This window comes from Dermabacter sp. HSID17554 (assembly GCF_003989295.1).
GTDB lineage: Bacteria > Actinomycetota > Actinomycetes > Actinomycetales > Dermabacteraceae > Dermabacter > Dermabacter vaginalis.
Genome location: NZ_RBLW01000001.1, coordinates 427,653 through 444,002 on the forward strand (window position 1 = coordinate 427,653; position 16,350 = coordinate 444,002).

Sequence of the window (16,350 nt, forward strand, 5' to 3'; positions counted from 1 at the left end):
TGAAACGAAAAGGTCCATATTTTGGGATCCGACGGTTGTCGAGAACCGTCGGCCCCACTCCGCTCACTGTTTACGGCAGCGGCCTGCGCGTTGCCCCAAACGTGGCCGAGCGCACGTGGTGGGCGTAAACCTTGAGCGCCTGACTCACCTCGCGGCGGCGATTCTTCGGTCGCCACGGGAGCGGGCCGCGCGCCTCGCGACGGCGCTCAAGCTCCTCCTCGGGGACGTCGAGCGTGAGCTCGCGCCTGTGGACATCAATCACGATCCGATCGCCTGTTTCGACAAGGCCAATCGCCCCGCCCTCGGCCGCTTCCGGCGAAATGTGCCCGATCGAGATCCCCGAGGTGCCGCCCGAGAATCGACCGTCGGTGATAAGCGCGCAGGCCTTGCCGAGCCCACGCCCCTTGAGGTAGGAGGTTGGATAAAGCATCTCCTGCATCCCGGGGCCTCCCTGAGGGCCCTCGAACTGGATGACAACGACATCGCCCTCTTTGACGGACTTATCGAGAACGCGTTGAACGGCTTCTTCCTGGGATTCGACCACGAAAGCGCGCCCCTCGAAGTGAAAAAGCTCCTCGTCGATCCCCGCGCTCTTGATGACCGCACCTTCGGCGGCGAGGTTTCCCCGAAGCACGCATAGTCCGCCGTCCTTCGTGTGGGCGAACGGAACGGAACGGATCACGCCACCCTCGGAATCGAGATCCAGCTCTTCCCAGCGCATATCCTGACTGAACGGCACCGTTGTGCGCTTTCCGCCGGGCGCGGCGCTAAAGAGGGTAAAGGCTTCATCGGCCGCCTTACCCCCGCGAATATCCCAGTGGGCGAGCCACTCGGCGAGTGAATCAGCGTGAATCGCATGTACCGAATGATCAAGGAGGCCCGCGCGATCAAGCTCGCCGAGGATTGCGGGGATACCACCTGCACGGTGAACATCCTCGACGTGTGCAAAGCCGTTCGGCGCCACCTTCGATAGGCACGGAACGTTGCGCGAAATCCGGTCGATATCCTCGAGCGTGAAGTCCACTTCGCCCTCGATTGCGGCCGCGAGGATGTGCAGCACGGTGTTGGTTGAGCCCCCCATCGCCACATCGAGGCTCATCGCATTCGTGAAGGCCGCCTTCGTGGCGACAGCGCGGGGAAGCACGCTCTCGTCGTCATTGTCGTAGTAGCGCCGACACAGTTCCACAATGCGCGTGCCCGCCTCCACGAAGAGGTTGCGGCGAAAAGCGTGAGTCGCGAGCGTCGTGCCGTTGCCTGGGAGCGAGAGGCCAAGGGCCTCGGTCAAGCAATTCATCGAGTTGGCCGTGAACATGCCCGAGCACGAGCCGCACGTAGGGCACGCGTTGTTTTCAATCTGTGCGAGTTGATCATCACTCACCGCCTCATCGACCGCGTAGCTCATCGCATCAACGAGGTCAATCTTGTGGTCGATCACGCCTTCCACGGGCTTGCCGGCCTCCATGGGGCCGCCCGAAACAAAAACCACGGGAATGTTGAGCCGCATGGCGGCCATGAGCATGCCCGGCGTGATCTTGTCGCAATTAGAGATGCACACGAGGGCGTCCGCGCAGTGCGCGTTGACCATGTACTCCACGCTGTCGGCAATCACGTCGCGGCTCGGGAGCGAGTACAGCATCCCCTGGTGCCCCATCGCGATACCGTCATCGACCGCGATGGTGTCGAATTCCTTCGACACTCCCCCGGCCTCGCGAATGGATTCAGCGACCATCTCGCCAACGTTTTTGAGGTGAACGTGCCCGGGAACGAACTGCGTGTACGAGTTCGCGATCGCGATGATCGGCTTACCGAAGTCGTTCGAGCCCATGCCGGTCGCGCGCCACAGCGCGCGAGCTCCCGCCATGTTGCGGCCGTGAGTTGAGGTACGTGAACGAAGATGTGGCATGCAGCTCAGCATAGGGCGAAACGTGAGATCCCCGCCCAAATCTTGGACGGGGATCTCACGATGCAAAACACTCAGCGAACTACTGAGGCGGATCAGCCTTCGCGGTGCGGCCAATCAGGATCATCCGCAAGGCGCTGCTTGAGAGCCTCGTAATCCGCCTGCTCTTGCTCCTCGAGCGCACGCGCCTCGGCCACCTGCTCCTCCGTAGGCTCGTGATCGCCCATACCCACGGCGAGATCGGGGTGCACAACCGCAATCGCGCCCGTCTCGAGCTTCACCTTGTGGCGGAGGATTTCATAGCGCACGACCTTCGCGAGGAAGTAGATGCCGAGAAGGTTCGGGATCGTCATGAGGAAGAACACGGCATCCGAGAAGTTGATGACAGCATCCATCGACACGGCAGAGCCAAGAATGACGGCCAGAATCCACACGATCTGGAAGGCACGCTTCACAAAGGTCGAACGACCAAAGAGGAACTCAGCGGCGAGATTGCCGTAGTAGTAGTAGCTCAGGATCGTGGAGAAGGCGAAGAGCGCCACGGCAACGGTCAGAATGTAGGGGAACCAGCTTGCCACCGTGCCAAACGCGGTCGCCGTCATCACAATGCCATCACCGCTGCTATCGGTGTAGACGCCCGTCACGGTGATAGCGATCGCCGTGAGGGTACACACGATGACCGAGTCCACGAGAGGCTCCCACATCGCGGTGAAGCCCTCGGTTGCCGGCTCCTTGGTTTTCGAGGCCGAGTGCGCCATGCCCGCGGAACCCACACCGGCGGCGTTTGAGAACAGCGCACGCTGAATACCAACGATAGCCACGCCGATCGCGCCACCGGTCACGCCCTCGCCGGTTGTCGCCGTCGTAATGATCTTGACGACCGCCTCCGGAACAGCCTGAATGTTCATCACGATGATCGTGAGAACGCAAAGGAAGTACACGATCGCCATGAGCGGGGTGATGCGCGCCGTCCACGTGCCGATCGATTGGATGCCACCAACGATCACGAGCGCTGCAAGCGCCGCCATGATCGCGCCGATCACCCAACGGTTGTCTTGGAGGAAGGCAATTCCGAGCTGATCGCTGAGAATCGCCGCGCCCTGATTCGACTGGAAGAGGTTGCCTGCACCGAACACACCGATGAGGGTGAACGCCGCGTACATAAACGACAGCACGATGCCAAACTTTTTGAAGCCAATTTCGGCAAGACCGTGCTTGAGGTAATACATGGGGCCACCGTGAGTGTGGCCATCCTCATCGATTTCGCGGTACTTCACGCCGAGGGTCGCCTCGGCCATCTTCACACTCATCGCAAGGCAGCCGAAGAGCACGATCCACAGGGCCGCGCCAGGGCCACCAACCGAAATCGCCACCGCGACACCCGCGATGTTGCCGAGACCAACGGTGCCCGAAAGCTCGGTCGCGAGCGCCTGGAACGAACTCACCTCACCAGGATCAGTCTTGCGCGTGAATTTTCCTCGAATCACGTCAATCGAGTGCGCAAAGCCCGTGATGGGCTGGAAGCGCAGCCACACCGTGAGGAAGATGGCGGCCGCGACGAGCCACAGCACAATGATCGGGACCTCGACACCCGCGATAGTCGGGGCGAAGAACACGATTGCCGACAGGAAGTCCGCAAAGGGGGCAAAGTACGTATTTAAGAACTGGTCGATCGCACCAGAACTGTGCATCGGTCTCTCCTAGTGGGGAAAAATTTGCGCCAAACAAGCACTACTTTTCGGAAACGCAGGGGCGGATACAAGCACATCGACCAAAACGAATTCTTGGCGACAAAAGGCATTTGCCCGCACCCACAGCCCCCTGGGCGAGGGCTCATCTCAATAAAACCACAGGTCAGAGCTTTGGTGTAGCAGCCGTCGGAAAATCAGTCAAGAAGGTCCTCACGGATCCTCGCCGTGTGACTTACGCTACCCAGTGGTCTCGATCACTCCTTTTCGCTCTGCTGGCCCCACTCGCCGTCCTCGTAGAGACGCTCGCGAATCTCGTGCCACTCGCGTGCCTCTTCTTCATCACGCTCGCGCGCCTCGGCGATCTGCTCTTCGGTGGGCTCATGATCGCCCATGCCCACCGCGAGCTCAGGATCAATCTGCGGGATCGCCCCCGTGGTCACCTTGACCTTGTGACGAAGGATCTCGTAGCGCACGATCTTCGCGAGCGCGTACACGCCGATGAGGTTCGGAATGGTCATGATGAAGATGAGTGCATCGGCGAGAGTCACGACCGAATCAATCGTGATGGACGAGCCGATCACGAGCAGCGCGATCCACAGAATCTGGAACGCACGCGTCACCCACTTCGAGTTGCCAAGGATGTACTGGATCGCGCTGAGCCCGTAGTAGTAGTACGCGAGCACGGTGGAGAACGCGAACGGCACCACGATCACCATGAGCACGTAGGGGAACCACGGAGCAACGGTGCCGAAGGCGCTCGCCGTCATGACGATGCCGTCCGCCTCCCCGCTTTGGTACACACCGGTCACGACGACCACGAGAGCCGTAATCATGCACACCACGCACGAGTCGAGGAACGGGCTCCACATGCCCGTGTACCCCTCGGTCGCCGGGTGGCGAGTTTTCGCGGTCGCGTGGGTCATGCCCGCGGTTCCGACGCCTGCCGCGTTCGAGAAGAGCGCACGTTGGATACCGATCACGGCGGCACCGGCGGCGCCGCCGGCAACGCCCTTCGGCTGGAACGCCTCCGTGACGATCGTCATGAAGGCCGAAGGAATCTGCGGAAGGTTGAACAGGAGGATGAGGATCGCGCTCACCATGTAGATCGTGGCCATGAGCGGAACGGCCTTCGACGTGATCTTGCCGATCGACTTCACACCGCCGACCACGACGAGAGCGAGAAGCCCACCGAAGATCACGCCCACGATCCACCGGTTGTTCATGAGGAAATCGCTGCCGAGCTGTTCGCTGAGGATGAGCGCGGTTTGGTTCGACTGGAACATATTGCCGCCACCGAATACGCCAAGGAACGCCGAAATGGCGTAGATCATCGCGAGAACACTACCGGCCTTGGCCCAGCCAATCTCCTTGAAGCCGTACTTGAGGAAGTACATGGGGCCGGCATGGATCGTGCCGTCTTCGTCAATGACCCGGTATTTCGTGCCGAGAGTTGCCTCGGCCATTTTGAGGCTCATCGCGAAAAAGCCAAAGATCGCGATCCACAGCGCTGCACCTGGGCCGCCGAGGCCGATCGCGACCGCGACACCCGCAATGTTGCCGAGCCCAATCGCGCCCGAGAGTTCGGTGGCGAGCGCCTGGAACGAGCTCACCTCGCCCGGGTCGGTCTTGCTCGCGTAGCGGCCGCGCACGACATCAATCGCGTGCTTGAAGCCCGTGATCGGTTGAAAACGTAGCCATACGGTCATGAAGATCGCCGCGACGGCGAGCCATACGACAATGAGGGGGACTTCGATGCCGCCAATGTTCGGCGCGTAAAACACGACCGAGCTCATGAACTGAGCAATGGGCGCGATCAGTTGGTCAACGTACTGGTCGAAATTCATGGGTGCCTCTCGGTGGGCCCGGATCTGTTTTAGGCCGCAAAATGGGGCCTCGGTCTGCTAAGCCCGGGGCCCCATTTCATGCTAGGTAGTTCTTGAATACCTATTATGTCCGGCGGATTAGCCCACCTCAAGTTTGGCCATAATGATCTCGCGGACGCGGCCGGCATCGGCCTGGCCACGGGTGGCCTTCATCACCGGGCCGATGAGCGCGCCGATCGCCTGGACCTTGCCCCCCTTGATCTTCTCGACCACGTCGGGATTGTCGGCAATAGCCTGATCGACGGCGCCTTCAAGAACCGAGTCGTCGGAAACAACGGCGAGGTTCTCCTTCTCAACGATCGCGGCGGGGTCACCTTCACCGTCGAGAACTTTCGCGAGAACCTGGCGGCCGATCTTGTCGTTGATCTTCTTCCCTTCGACGAGCGACACGAGTTCGGCGACCTGCTTCGGGGTCACCGAAAGCTCCTCGAGTTCCTTTTCCGCTTCCTTCGCGATGCGGGCGAGTTCGCCCATCCACCACTTGCGCGCAGCCTGCGGCTTCGCGCCTGCAGCGACGGTGCCCTCGATGAGGTCGAGCGCGCCGGCATTGATCACGTCGCGCATCTCGAGATCGGTAAAGCCCCACTCGCCGAGCAAACGGCGGCGGCGCGCCGCGGGAAGCTCAGGAAGTGCTGCACGCAGTTCCTCGACCCATTCGCGGCTCGGCGCCACGGGAACGAGGTCCGGTTCCGGGAAGTAACGGTAATCCTCGGCGTCGCTCTTCACGCGGCCCGGGCTCGTGTGGCCCGTGTCGTCGTGGAAGTGGCGGGTTTCCTGGATCACCTCGACGCCACTTTCGAGAACACCGGCCTGGCGGCCGATCTCGAAGCGCACGGCGCGCTCGATCGAGCGGAACGAGTTCACGTTCTTCGTCTCGGTGCGCGTGCCAAGCGGAGCTTCCGGCGAGGGGCGAAGCGACACATTGATATCGGCACGCACATTGCCGCGTTCCATGCGGGCTTCCGAAACCTCGAGGGTGCGGAAAATATCGCGGAGAGTACGCACGTACGCCGCGGCGACCTCGGGTGCGCGGCCACCCGTGTTCGGGATCGGTCGCGTCACGATCTCCACGAGGGGCACGCCCGCGCGGTTGTAGTCGACCTGCGAATGGGTCGCACCCTGGATACGGCCCGTGCCACCAATGTGGGTGTTCTTACCGGCGTCCTCTTCCATATGCGCGCGCTCAATGTCCACGCGCACGATCTCGCCATCGTCGAGCTCGACGTCAACGTAACCGTCAAACGCGATCGGCTCGTCGTACTGCGAGGTCTGGAAGTTCTTCGTGAGGTCGGGGTAGAAGTACTGTTTGCGCGCGAAACGGCAGTTTTCGGCGATCGAGCAGTTGAGCGCGAGACCAATCTTGATCGCGTACTCGACGGCCTTCTCATTCACGACCGGGAGCGTGCCCGGAAGGCCGAGCGAGACCGGAGTGATGGCCGTGTTGGGCTCGGCGGCGAAAACATTGGGCGCGCCGTCGAACATTTTGGTTGCCGTGCCGAGCTCGACGTGGACCTCGATGCCGAGGACCGGGTCGTACTTCTCAATCGCCTCATCGTAGTCGAGAGGCTCGATGTCGGTGTAGGCGTTCACTTGGCGCCTCCTTCCAGGGCCGTAGCGTTGTTCAGGATCGGCCCTCCCCAGGAATCTTCGAGCAGTGCCTCGAGCGCACCACCGGCGCGGTAGAGACGGTCATCGCCCATCGCTGGTGCGAGGAACTGGAAGCCCGCGGGCATCGAATCCTCAGCGAGGCCGCTCGGGAGCGAGAGGCCGGGAACGCCCGCGAGGTTCGCGGGGATCGTCGCGATGTCGTTGAGATACATCTTGAGGGGGTTGTCGGTGTTCTCACCGAGGCGGAAGGCCACGGTTGGCGCGGTCGGCGAGGCGAGAACGTCACATTTTTCGAAGGCCGCGGAAAAGTCGCGCTGCACGAGGGTGCGCACCTTCTGGGCACTTCCGTAGTAGGCGTCGTAGTAGCCCGAGCTCAGTGCGTAGGTGCCAAGCAGAATGCGTCGCTTGACCTCCGCACCAAAAGCCTGGCCACGGGTCGCGGCCATGACCTTTTCGGCGGTCGGGTGATCCTCGGGAACGACACGCAAACCAAAGCGCATGCCGTCAAACTTCGCGAGGTTGCTGCTCGCCTCGGACGGCATGATGAGGTAGTAGGCGCCGAGCGCATACCTGAAGTTCGGGCAGCTCACACGGACAATTTCCGCACCTGCCTTCTCGAGAAGCGCGAGCGCCTCTTCGAAGCGCTGCTTCACGAGCGGATCGAAGCCTTCGCCCTCGAGCTCTTCGATGACGCCGATGCGCATGCCCTTGACGTCCTTGGTGCGCGCGGCTTCAACAAAGTTGCCGAAGCCGCCCTTGATCGAGGTCGAATCCTTCGGATCGTAACCGCCGATGACCTCGTGCAGGAGCGCGGCATCTTCGACCGTGCGCGTACACGGCCCGGCTTGGTCGAGCGAGCTCGCCATCGCGATGAGGCCGTAGCGCGACACGGAACCGTAGGTGGGCTTCACGCCAACGGTGCCGGTCACAGCCGCAGGCTGGCGGATCGAGCCGCCCGTGTCGGTGCCGATCGCGAGCGGAGCCTCGAAACCGGCGATGGCCGCGGAGGAACCGCCGCCCGAACCGCCGGGGATGCGTTCGAGATCCCACGGGTTGTGAGTGTTGCCGTAGGCGCTCGTCTCGGTCGACGAGCCCATCGCGAACTCGTCCATGTTGGTCTTGCCGAGGATCGGGAGCTTCGCCTCTTTGAGGTTCTCCACGAGCGTCGCGTCGTACGGCGGGATCCAGCCTTCGAGGATCTTCGAGCCGGCGGTCGTCTGCGTACCCTTCGTGACGACGACATCCTTCACGGCGACAGGCACGCCCGCGAGCGGCGCAAGACTCTCGTCCTTGGCGCGCGCCTCGTCCACGGCATCGGCGGTTGCGCGTGCGTCATCGCCGGTCACGGTCACGAAGGCGTTGAGCTTCGACTCAACGGACTCGATACGTGCGAGGTGCGCGTCGGTCAATTCGCGCGCGCTGAACTCGCCACTTTCGAGGCCCTTCGCCATCTGCGCGGCGGAAAGCTTCACAAGGTCAGTCATCGGTTACTCCTCCCCCAGAATCTGCGGAACAACGAAGCGACCATCGGCGGCTTCGGGCGCGCCAGAAAGGGCCTCTTCTTGCGTGAGAGTCTCCGTGACCTCGTCCTTGCGGAACACGTTGGTCATGGGGATCGGGTGACTTGTGGCCGGGACGTCGTCGCTCGCCACTTCGCTCACGGACGCAACCGCGTCCAGGATGGCGTCGAATTCGCCCGCGAAGCGCGCGATTTCTTCGTCGGTGAGCTCAATGCGAGCGAGGGACGCCAGGCGTGCGACTTCTTCAGAACTCATTGCTGGCATGGCATCCATTCTAGGCACTACGCCAGGGCGTTTTCTCCACCCTCCAGGAGCGCTGTGAAACCTTCCTCATCGAGGATCGTGATTCCCAGCTCCTCGGCCTTGGTTGCCTTCGAGCCGGCGTTCTCGCCCACGACCACGTAGTTCGTCTTTTTCGAAACGCTTCCCGAGGCCTTGCCGCCGCGCTGGAGAATCGCTTCTTTCGCGCCGTCGCGCGTGAAGTTTTCGAGCGAACCCGTCACAACAACCGTGAGGCCCTCGAGCGTCTTCTCGATCCCACTCGCGGAAGCGTCTTCCATCACCACACCGGAGCGCTTCCAGGCCTCGACGAGCGCGGCGTGCCATTCCTCCTCGAAGAAGGCCTTGACGCTCTTCGCGATCGTCTCCCCTACGCCGTCGGTTTCGGAAAGCTCCTCGACGCTGGCGTTCGCGATGGCGTCGATCGAACCCCACGCGGTCGCGAGGGCGCGGGCAGCCGTCGGACCCACGTGGCGAATCGAGAGGGCCACGAGGACCCGCCAGAGTCCCGCCGATTTGGCTTTTTCGAGCTCGCCCATGAGAACCTCGGTCGTTTTTCCGACGGTGGCCGGCCGCGCGAGGCTCCAGGTTTTCTTGGACTTGTAGTAGCGCCACTGGGGGCGGTTCCAAAAGGCGCTCACGGTGCGCCAGTCGCCCGTTTCTTCGCCGTCGCGGCGCACACTCTGGTAGACCGTGACATGGCGCAGGTCCTCGGGTGTGAGGTCGAAGAGGTTCTCTCCCGTGCGCACGACGCCCTCGCTCGGCGCGGGGATGCGCGGGTCTTCGGGGTCGGTGATGCGGAGCACGGGAACACCGTCGATGTCATCCGTCGCGACCCCGTTTTTGAGCGTCACGAACGCGTCACTCGCAAAGTCGTCTTCGGTCAGAACCGGCAGGTAAAGCGCGTGACCAGCATTGAGGGACGCGAGGGCTTCGGCGCGGCGTTTATCGGGATCGGTGAGGGCGATCGCCGATTCGTCGCCGAGGGCCTCGATGTCGAAGGCCCCTCGGCTTGCGGCGTGCGCGATGCGGCCGGTGACCTGGGAGGGGCAGTCCTTCTGGTTGGGGCAGCGCCAGTCTTTATCGCCCTCTTTTTCCGGCCGAATCTCTGCCCCGCAGCTCGGGCATGTTTTCGGCATGACGAACGGTTTTTCGCTGCCGTCGCGGAGCTTCTCAACGGGGCCGAGAATCTCGGGGATCACATCGCCGGCCTTGCGCAGGATGACCGTGTCGCCGATCAGCACGCCCTTGCGTTCGACATCGAATTGGTTGTGGAGCGTCGCACGCGCGACCGTCGAGCCCGCGACCTTGACGGGTTCCATGACACCGAAGGGCGTCACGCGGCCAGTTCGGCCCACGTCGACCTGAATGTCGAGCAGCTTCGTTGTGACCTCTTCGGGCGGGTACTTGTAGGCGATGGCCCAGCGCGGAGCCCTCGACGTTGCTCCGAGAGCACGCTGATGAGCGAAGTCGTTGATTTTGATGACGATGCCGTCGATGTCGTGCTCGAAGTCGTGGCGTTTCTCCCCCGCCCGCGCGATGTACTCCGTGACCTGCTCGAGCGAGTCGAAAACCTCAAAGTGTGGAGAGGTGGGAAGGCCCCACGAAGCGAGCATCTCGTAGACCTCACTTTGGCTCTCGGGGTATCCGACGGCGCCTTCGTGCGCGCCGATCCCGTGGACGTACACCTCGAGGGCGCGAGAGGCCGTGATCGAGGAATCCTTTTGGCGAAGCGAGCCCGCGGCGGTGTTGCGGGGGTTCGCGAATTCGCGAAGGCCGGCTTCGCGGCGCTCCTCGTTAAGTTTCTCGAACTCGTCGATCGGGAAGAACACTTCACCGCGCACTTCGAGAAGCGCGGGCGGGGTGTCGGTCGTGAGCGTATGGGGCACGTTGCGGATCGTTTTCACGTTGGCTGTCACGTCCTCGCCCACGCGGCCGTCTCCACGCGTCACCCCGCGCACGAGGGTGCCGTTTTCGTACACGAGGGAGATCGCGAGCCCGTCGATCTTGAGCTCGGTGAGGAACTGGGGCGCGCCCGGCGCCTCGTGCTCACAACGCTTCGCCCACTCGTGAATCTCGTCGAGGCTGAAGGCATTGTCGAGGCTCATCATGCGCTCGATGTGGGGCACCGAGGCGAAGCCCTGAGCAACTGCCCCGCCCACGGTTTGTGTGGGCGATTCTTCACTCGCGAACTCGGGATACTCCTCCTCGAGATCCTTGAGCTCCCGTTCGAGGGCGTCGTATTCGCCGTCGGCCATGATCGACGCGTCGTTCTCGTAGTATTCGACGCGCGCCGCGGCGAGGCGTTCGCGCAGGTCAAGAATGCGTCCCTCAGCCTCGAGCGTGGTGATCTCGGCGCGGTCGGCAGATGCGGCGATGTTTGAGGCGTTCGTGCTCGGTGTCTGCTCGGTACTCACGCGCTCAGTCTACGGGCCGCTCCGCTTCACCCTCCTGCTCGCGCTTCGCTTTTCGCCACAGGAAGAACGAAGAGAGTGCACCCACCGCAAAAATAGCGAGCCACAAGATGAGCGCTCCCGTGCCGAAGGCACTCTTTGCCTCACCGCCCAGGTTCAAGGTCAGCACGATACCAGCGAGCACCACGAGGGCAAGCTGGAAGTACAGCTTGCGCTTTGCGACCGTCGTGCGATCCTTCGGGAGGCTACGCGCGTAGCGCACGGGATCGCCGCACTCCTCCCCCACGCTCCGATGCGCGGCCCCGGCGCGCGCGTACGCGTCGTCTGCGAGTGCCTCGATGCGCTTTTCTGTGAGGTCCCCGCGCACACGTGCGGCGCGAATGAACTCTTCGCGCCAGTCGCCCCGGTCCTCGCCCGGACCAAAGAGCCGCGGCTCTTGCTTCTTTGGCGCAGGCCAGAGAGCGAACACGGTCCACGCGAGAGCACCGTACACGGGCACACCGATGAGGAACACAAACGACGAAAGCGCATACCTCTGGTCCGTGGTGAGCTCGAAAATTTTCGCACCCACGAGCGCGAGCACAAGGATGCTCACGGCGACAACAACGCACATCCATGCAAACGGCAAACGCCGAAGCGTCACGTCATACACCGCACGGCCGACCGCAATAAAAACTCCGAGCATGAGTGGGGCGATGAGCCCGCCGAGCGAGATGTCGGCACTGAGACCATCACTGAGAAGCCACACGATCGTGAAGAGTATGGAAAGGCCCGCGGCCGCGATGAAGGCGAAGGCAGTCATGAGACGCGCCGTCATGGGCGCGTCATCGTCAAGAGTTCCATTGCTGTTGCTCATCGCATCTCCGGTAATTTTCCGCTCGCATGTGCACTGACGTGACACTCTCACACGCTGGCGAGCGGGCGCAAGGCATTCAGGGCACCGGTATAGGCTTCCAAGACATATATAGGCGTTCTATGAGAACGCCATTGGTGCGGTAAGGAGGGAGATTCGCGATGAAAGTCGAGCGGTTTTTTCCCGCACTCATCGCGATTGCCTGCGCCCTTCTCTTCGGGTGTGCAACGGCCGCGCATATGCCGCCGCTTGTGGACATTGGCGCTGGCCCCTCGGCCCTCGATGTTTTCCACCGAGAGAACGAGACGAGCGAAACGCCACACGCCAATACGGAAATCTCGGGCACTTTCGAGCAGTATCAACCCGAGGGGAAAGGCCCGTTCGGCCCCGCCCTCGAGGTCATCGTGTGGGTGCTTCTCGCACTCGCAGGCCTGTGCCTCCTCATCGTCGTCGCACGCGTAGCCTTTCGCGCGTGGCATTCGAGGCGCGCCCTCACCCCGGAAACCGACGTCGACGAGACACCGCTCGAGGTCGAGGCCTCCACCGTTGCCGCATCGCTCGAGGATGCTGCGGCGGCGCTCGAACACCATACCGGCGACGATAAGCCCATCGTCTCCGCCTGGCTCGCGATCGAAGCGCGCCTCACGGCCGAGGGATACGGCCGCCACTCCTACGAAACCTCAAGCGAGTTCGTGCAGCGCGTCGTGGGCCCCGTGGGCCTCGACCTCTCTCACCTCGCACGCCTCGCCGAGCTCTACCGCGCCGAACGCTACTCGAATCACGAAACGCCACCCGCCGTTCTCAAGGAAGCGCGCGATCTCCTGCGGCTGCTGAGCCAACAGCTCGCACTCGGCCGCACCGGAGGTGGGCCTTCGTGAAACGTCTCGTGCTCACCTTCGCGGTCACGACAGCGGCAACGGTGGCGATCGTCCTCGCGCTGCACCTCGTGGATGTTCGCCTCAACCTCGCCTACGCTCTTGTGTTCGTTCTCGGTGCCCTGCTCGCCAGGGAGCTTACTGCCACGGGGCTCGCAGTCCATGAGGCACCTGAGTTTCCACGCGTCCTCTACCGCGCAACCCCTGAGCTCGAAGCCGCGAAAGATCGCCGTGTGCGGCGCATCGAGGACGACCTCTTCCGCACAATTGAAACGAAGCGGCAGGGCCCGCGGCTTCCGGCGACGTATCTCCACAAGATCGCCTGCGAACTCGACACGCTCGCCGCCTCACGCGGGGAAAACCTCGCGCTCTCGCAGCAGACGTCGGACCTCATCGCCCTTGCCCACGAAGCCGGATCCCCCACCGATTCCCCGCGCCCGCGAGGCCCACGAGCACGGCTCACGCGACGCGCACTCATGGCGGCGCTGCGCGACCTCGAACGCGAATACACACGACTCACCGCCCCCGCCACCCACGCCAAGGAGAGGCCATGACCGACATCTTCACCCCCCGCGAGGCCGCCGAACTCAGCGCGCGCATCCTCGATGAGGCAGGCCGCGCCGTTGTGGGCAAACGTGAGGCCCTCACCAAGCTCCTCGCGGGCATCCTCGCGGGTGGCCACGTGCTCCTCGAGGACTATCCGGGCCTCGGCAAAACCCTCACGGCGAGGTCGTTCGCCCTCGCGCTCGGGCTCGAGTTCCGGCGCGCCCAGTTCACGCCTGACCTTCTTCCGGGCGACCTCACGGGCTCCGAGGTGTTCAACCAAAAAACGGGCGAGTTCGAATTCCGCCCAGGCCCCGTGTTTACGGGCCTGCTGCTCGCCGACGAGATCAACCGTACGCCCCCAAAGACCCAGGCCGCCCTCCTCGAGGCGATGCAGGAGCGCCAGGTGAGCATCGAGGGCACAACCCACGCGCTCCCCCACCCCTTTCACGTGCTCGCGACCGCAAACCCCGTGGAGACCGAAGGCACCTATCCCCTGCCCGAGGCCCAGCTTGACCGCTTCCTCATGCGTCTCACGTTCGGCTACCCGAGCGCGGACGACGAATGGGACGTCATCGCGCGTCGAATCGAGCGCCGCGAGGACACCATCGACGTTGAGCGCGTGCTCGCGACCGGCGAGCTGGAGAAGCTCCAGCACTCGGTCGAAGCAATCCACGTGAGCGAAGCCGTGGGCCGCTATGCGGTCGCGCTCGTGCGTGAAACTCGCGAGCACAGCGATACCGCAATGGGGTCATCTCCACGTGGTTCCCTCGCCCTCATCCAGAGTGCGCGTGCCCTCGCGCTCATCAATGGCCGCGAGTTCGTGATCCCCGAAGACATCAAGGCTCTCGCTCACGCGTGCCTCGAACACCGCGTGGTGATTCGGCCCGAACTGTGGCTCCAAAACATCTCCTGCGCGAGCGTGATCGACTCGATCCTCACACGCATCGACGCACCTGAGGCAGCTGCCTGAGCATGCACAGAACTCAGGCCCACACGCGCGCGGTACTCGCTTCGGCAGCCTTCGTACTCTACGGCGTTCTCGGCTCGCGGCTCGATGCGCTGCTCGTGGGATGCGTGCTTCTCGCGTGGATCGCGGTTGCACACGCCCTTCGCCCTCGCGCCAACACTCCGGCAACGCTCGAGGCCGCAGAGGCCAAAGTCAACGAGGGCGAGAGCGTCACCGCGACCGCCCGGGGTGCGCGCGGCATGCTTGTGACCGTGGGTGCGCGTATGAAGGGCGGGCTCGAATACTCGCCGCGCTGGGCGGTCACAACCGATCTCGAAACCGCGCACGTGAGTGCTAAAGCGCGGGTGTGGGGCACACATGAGTTTGGCCCGTTCACGGTGCAGGAAACGGATGCGCTCGGGGCATTCCGACGCCACCGGTGCCACGAAGCGCGCAAAATTTCCGCGGTTGCGGGCGCAACGGCGAAGCCGAGGCCTCTGGCACTCACGCATGTTCTCGGGGTGAGCGGTCCACACGCGTCTCGCACGAAGGGCGAAGGCACGGCGCTCGCCGACATTCGCCCCTACCGCCCGGGCGACCGTCTCAACAAAATCAACTGGCGCGTCACGTCACGCCGCGGCACCCTCCACACGAACGAAACATTTTCCGAGCGAGACACCGACGTTCTCATCGTCGTCGACACGATGGCTGACATCCGCCCGATCGGCGCCGAACCCGGCGACGGGCGCGCCTCGAGCCTTGATATGAGCGTGGAAGCGGCAACCGTGCTCGCGCGCCACTACCTCGCCCTCGGGGACCGCGTGGGCATCCACGACGCGGGAGCGTTGATCGGCTCGATCCCCTTTGGCACGGGTGAGCGCCAGATGAGGCGCATCCTCGAAGCGCTCTCGCGTCTCTCGCGCGAAGACGCCGTGTCCCCGCGCCTTCGTCGAGCTCCACGTCTCCGGTCGGGCACACTCACTATCGCGTGTACCCCTCTTCTCAGTGAGGAGTTCATTGAGCAGATCGGCCTCATGCGCGCGCATGGCGCCGACCTCACGATCATCGATACGCTCCCCGCCGAGCTCACCGACACTTCGCGACTCACGGGTACGCCAATGCGGCGCATCGACGGCCTCGAGGATCCGCACCTGTGGGACGAAGCGTGGGTGATTCGCGGTTTTGAACGGCGCTTCGTGATCGCCGACCTTGAACGCCGCGGGATCCCCGTACGCACGCTCGAGGAGGCGCTGTGATTCGTCACCTCACCGATCACCTGCTCGACGCGATCGACCTTCTTCGCTCGGTCGCACCTGCCCAGTGGTGCGCGAGGCTTGGCGCGCTCGCGTGCCAGTTCGCCGCCGCGCTGCTCGTCGCGTGCGAAGCCACGAGTAGCTTCGCCGCTCCACTCACGATGGGGCTCATCCTCCCGTTCATCGCGCTTGCCGTGCTGAACCTGCTTCAGCTCGCCCAGCCCGGTTCGGAAGCGGGGCTTCTCACGTTTGCCGCGTGGCTTTTCGCGCTGTGGGCCTCACCGCCGCTCTCGATCGCCGCGTCGATCGGCCTCGCGGCTTCCTTGCTCGCGTCGCATTCCCTGTGGGCTATTGCCGCGCGTTCCCCCGCTCACGCGCACGCGAGCGGGCGTGCTGTCAGGCGGGTGCTCGGCATGCTCGCGCTCGTTTTCGGACTCGCGACCGCACTCGTCGTATTCGCCCTCGTTCCGCTCTTGTTCATGCCGCAAGGGGCGATTCCGAGCGTCATCATCCTCGTGGCGATTCTCGTGGTATTCGGGGCTCTCGCGTGGCTCCTTTTGCCCCACAAGGATGAGGAATAGA

At 63.4% G+C, this 16,350-nt stretch carries 13 protein-coding genes; 5 read left to right on the plus strand and 8 right to left on the minus strand.

Annotation, left to right across the window (positions count from 1 at the left end):
- Window positions 1-70 precede the first annotated feature (70 nt).
- From ilvD to D8M36_RS02020, 8 genes are all read right to left on the minus strand, one after another.
- Window positions 71-1,903, minus strand: coding sequence for a dihydroxy-acid dehydratase (ilvD, locus tag D8M36_RS01985; RefSeq protein WP_126846288.1), 1,833 nt, complete (start codon window positions 1,901-1,903; stop codon window positions 71-73).
- 92 nt (window positions 1,904-1,995) lie between these two features.
- On the minus strand, window positions 1,996-3,591 hold the full coding sequence (locus D8M36_RS01990) for an alanine/glycine:cation symporter family protein (protein ID WP_065247987.1): 1,596 nt from the start codon (window positions 3,589-3,591) through the stop codon (window positions 1,996-1,998).
- A 254-nt stretch (window positions 3,592-3,845) separates the two neighbouring features.
- The gene (locus D8M36_RS01995) at window positions 3,846-5,435 is read right to left on the minus strand and encodes an alanine/glycine:cation symporter family protein (protein WP_126846289.1); all 1,590 of its coding nucleotides are present in this window, start codon (window positions 5,433-5,435) and stop codon (window positions 3,846-3,848) included.
- A 117-nt stretch (window positions 5,436-5,552) separates the two neighbouring features.
- Window positions 5,553-7,064 carry an Asp-tRNA(Asn)/Glu-tRNA(Gln) amidotransferase subunit GatB gene (gene gatB, locus D8M36_RS02000; protein ID WP_126846290.1) on the minus strand — a complete coding sequence of 504 codons (1,512 nt, stop codon included), beginning with the start codon at window positions 7,062-7,064 and terminating at the stop codon, window positions 5,553-5,555.
- Window positions 7,061-8,566, minus strand: a complete 1,506-nt coding sequence (gene gatA, locus D8M36_RS02005) for an Asp-tRNA(Asn)/Glu-tRNA(Gln) amidotransferase subunit GatA (RefSeq protein WP_126846291.1) — start codon at window positions 8,564-8,566, stop codon at window positions 7,061-7,063. The genes gatB and gatA overlap by 4 nt, the downstream gene beginning before the upstream one ends.
- A 3-nt stretch (window positions 8,567-8,569) precedes the next feature.
- Window positions 8,570-8,866, minus strand: a complete 297-nt coding sequence (gatC, locus tag D8M36_RS02010; RefSeq protein WP_055088781.1) for an Asp-tRNA(Asn)/Glu-tRNA(Gln) amidotransferase subunit GatC — start codon at window positions 8,864-8,866, stop codon at window positions 8,570-8,572.
- A gap of 17 nt (window positions 8,867-8,883) precedes the next feature.
- Window positions 8,884-11,298, minus strand: coding sequence for an NAD-dependent DNA ligase LigA (gene ligA, locus D8M36_RS02015; protein ID WP_126846292.1), 2,415 nt, complete (start codon window positions 11,296-11,298; stop codon window positions 8,884-8,886).
- Window positions 11,299-11,302: 4 nt separating this feature from the next.
- Window positions 11,303-12,151, minus strand: a complete 849-nt coding sequence (locus D8M36_RS02020; RefSeq protein ID WP_126846293.1) for a hypothetical protein — start codon at window positions 12,149-12,151, stop codon at window positions 11,303-11,305.
- A 158-nt stretch (window positions 12,152-12,309) separates the two neighbouring features.
- Between D8M36_RS02020 and D8M36_RS02025 the strand changes: the two genes are divergently transcribed.
- From D8M36_RS02025 to D8M36_RS02045, 5 genes are read left to right on the plus strand one after another with little or no spacing between them, the layout of a single operon-like run.
- Window positions 12,310-13,026, plus strand: coding sequence for a DUF4129 domain-containing protein (locus D8M36_RS02025; protein WP_126846294.1), 717 nt, complete (start codon window positions 12,310-12,312; stop codon window positions 13,024-13,026).
- On the plus strand, window positions 13,023-13,577 hold the full coding sequence (locus tag D8M36_RS02030) for a hypothetical protein (RefSeq protein WP_126846295.1): 555 nt from the start codon (window positions 13,023-13,025) through the stop codon (window positions 13,575-13,577). Before D8M36_RS02025 ends, D8M36_RS02030 begins: the two co-directional genes overlap by 4 nt.
- Window positions 13,574-14,539: an AAA family ATPase gene (locus D8M36_RS02035; protein ID WP_126846296.1), complete on the plus strand. Its 966-nt coding sequence runs from the start codon at window positions 13,574-13,576 to the stop codon at window positions 14,537-14,539. Before D8M36_RS02030 ends, D8M36_RS02035 begins: the two co-directional genes overlap by 4 nt.
- Before the next feature lie 2 nt (window positions 14,540-14,541).
- Window positions 14,542-15,771, plus strand: coding sequence for a DUF58 domain-containing protein (locus D8M36_RS02040; RefSeq protein WP_126846298.1), 1,230 nt, complete (start codon window positions 14,542-14,544; stop codon window positions 15,769-15,771).
- Complete coding sequence (locus D8M36_RS02045; protein WP_126846300.1) at window positions 15,768-16,349, plus strand: hypothetical protein; 582 nt, start codon at window positions 15,768-15,770, stop codon at window positions 16,347-16,349. The genes D8M36_RS02040 and D8M36_RS02045 overlap by 4 nt, the downstream gene beginning before the upstream one ends.
- The last annotated feature ends 1 nt before the right edge of the window (window position 16,350 follow it).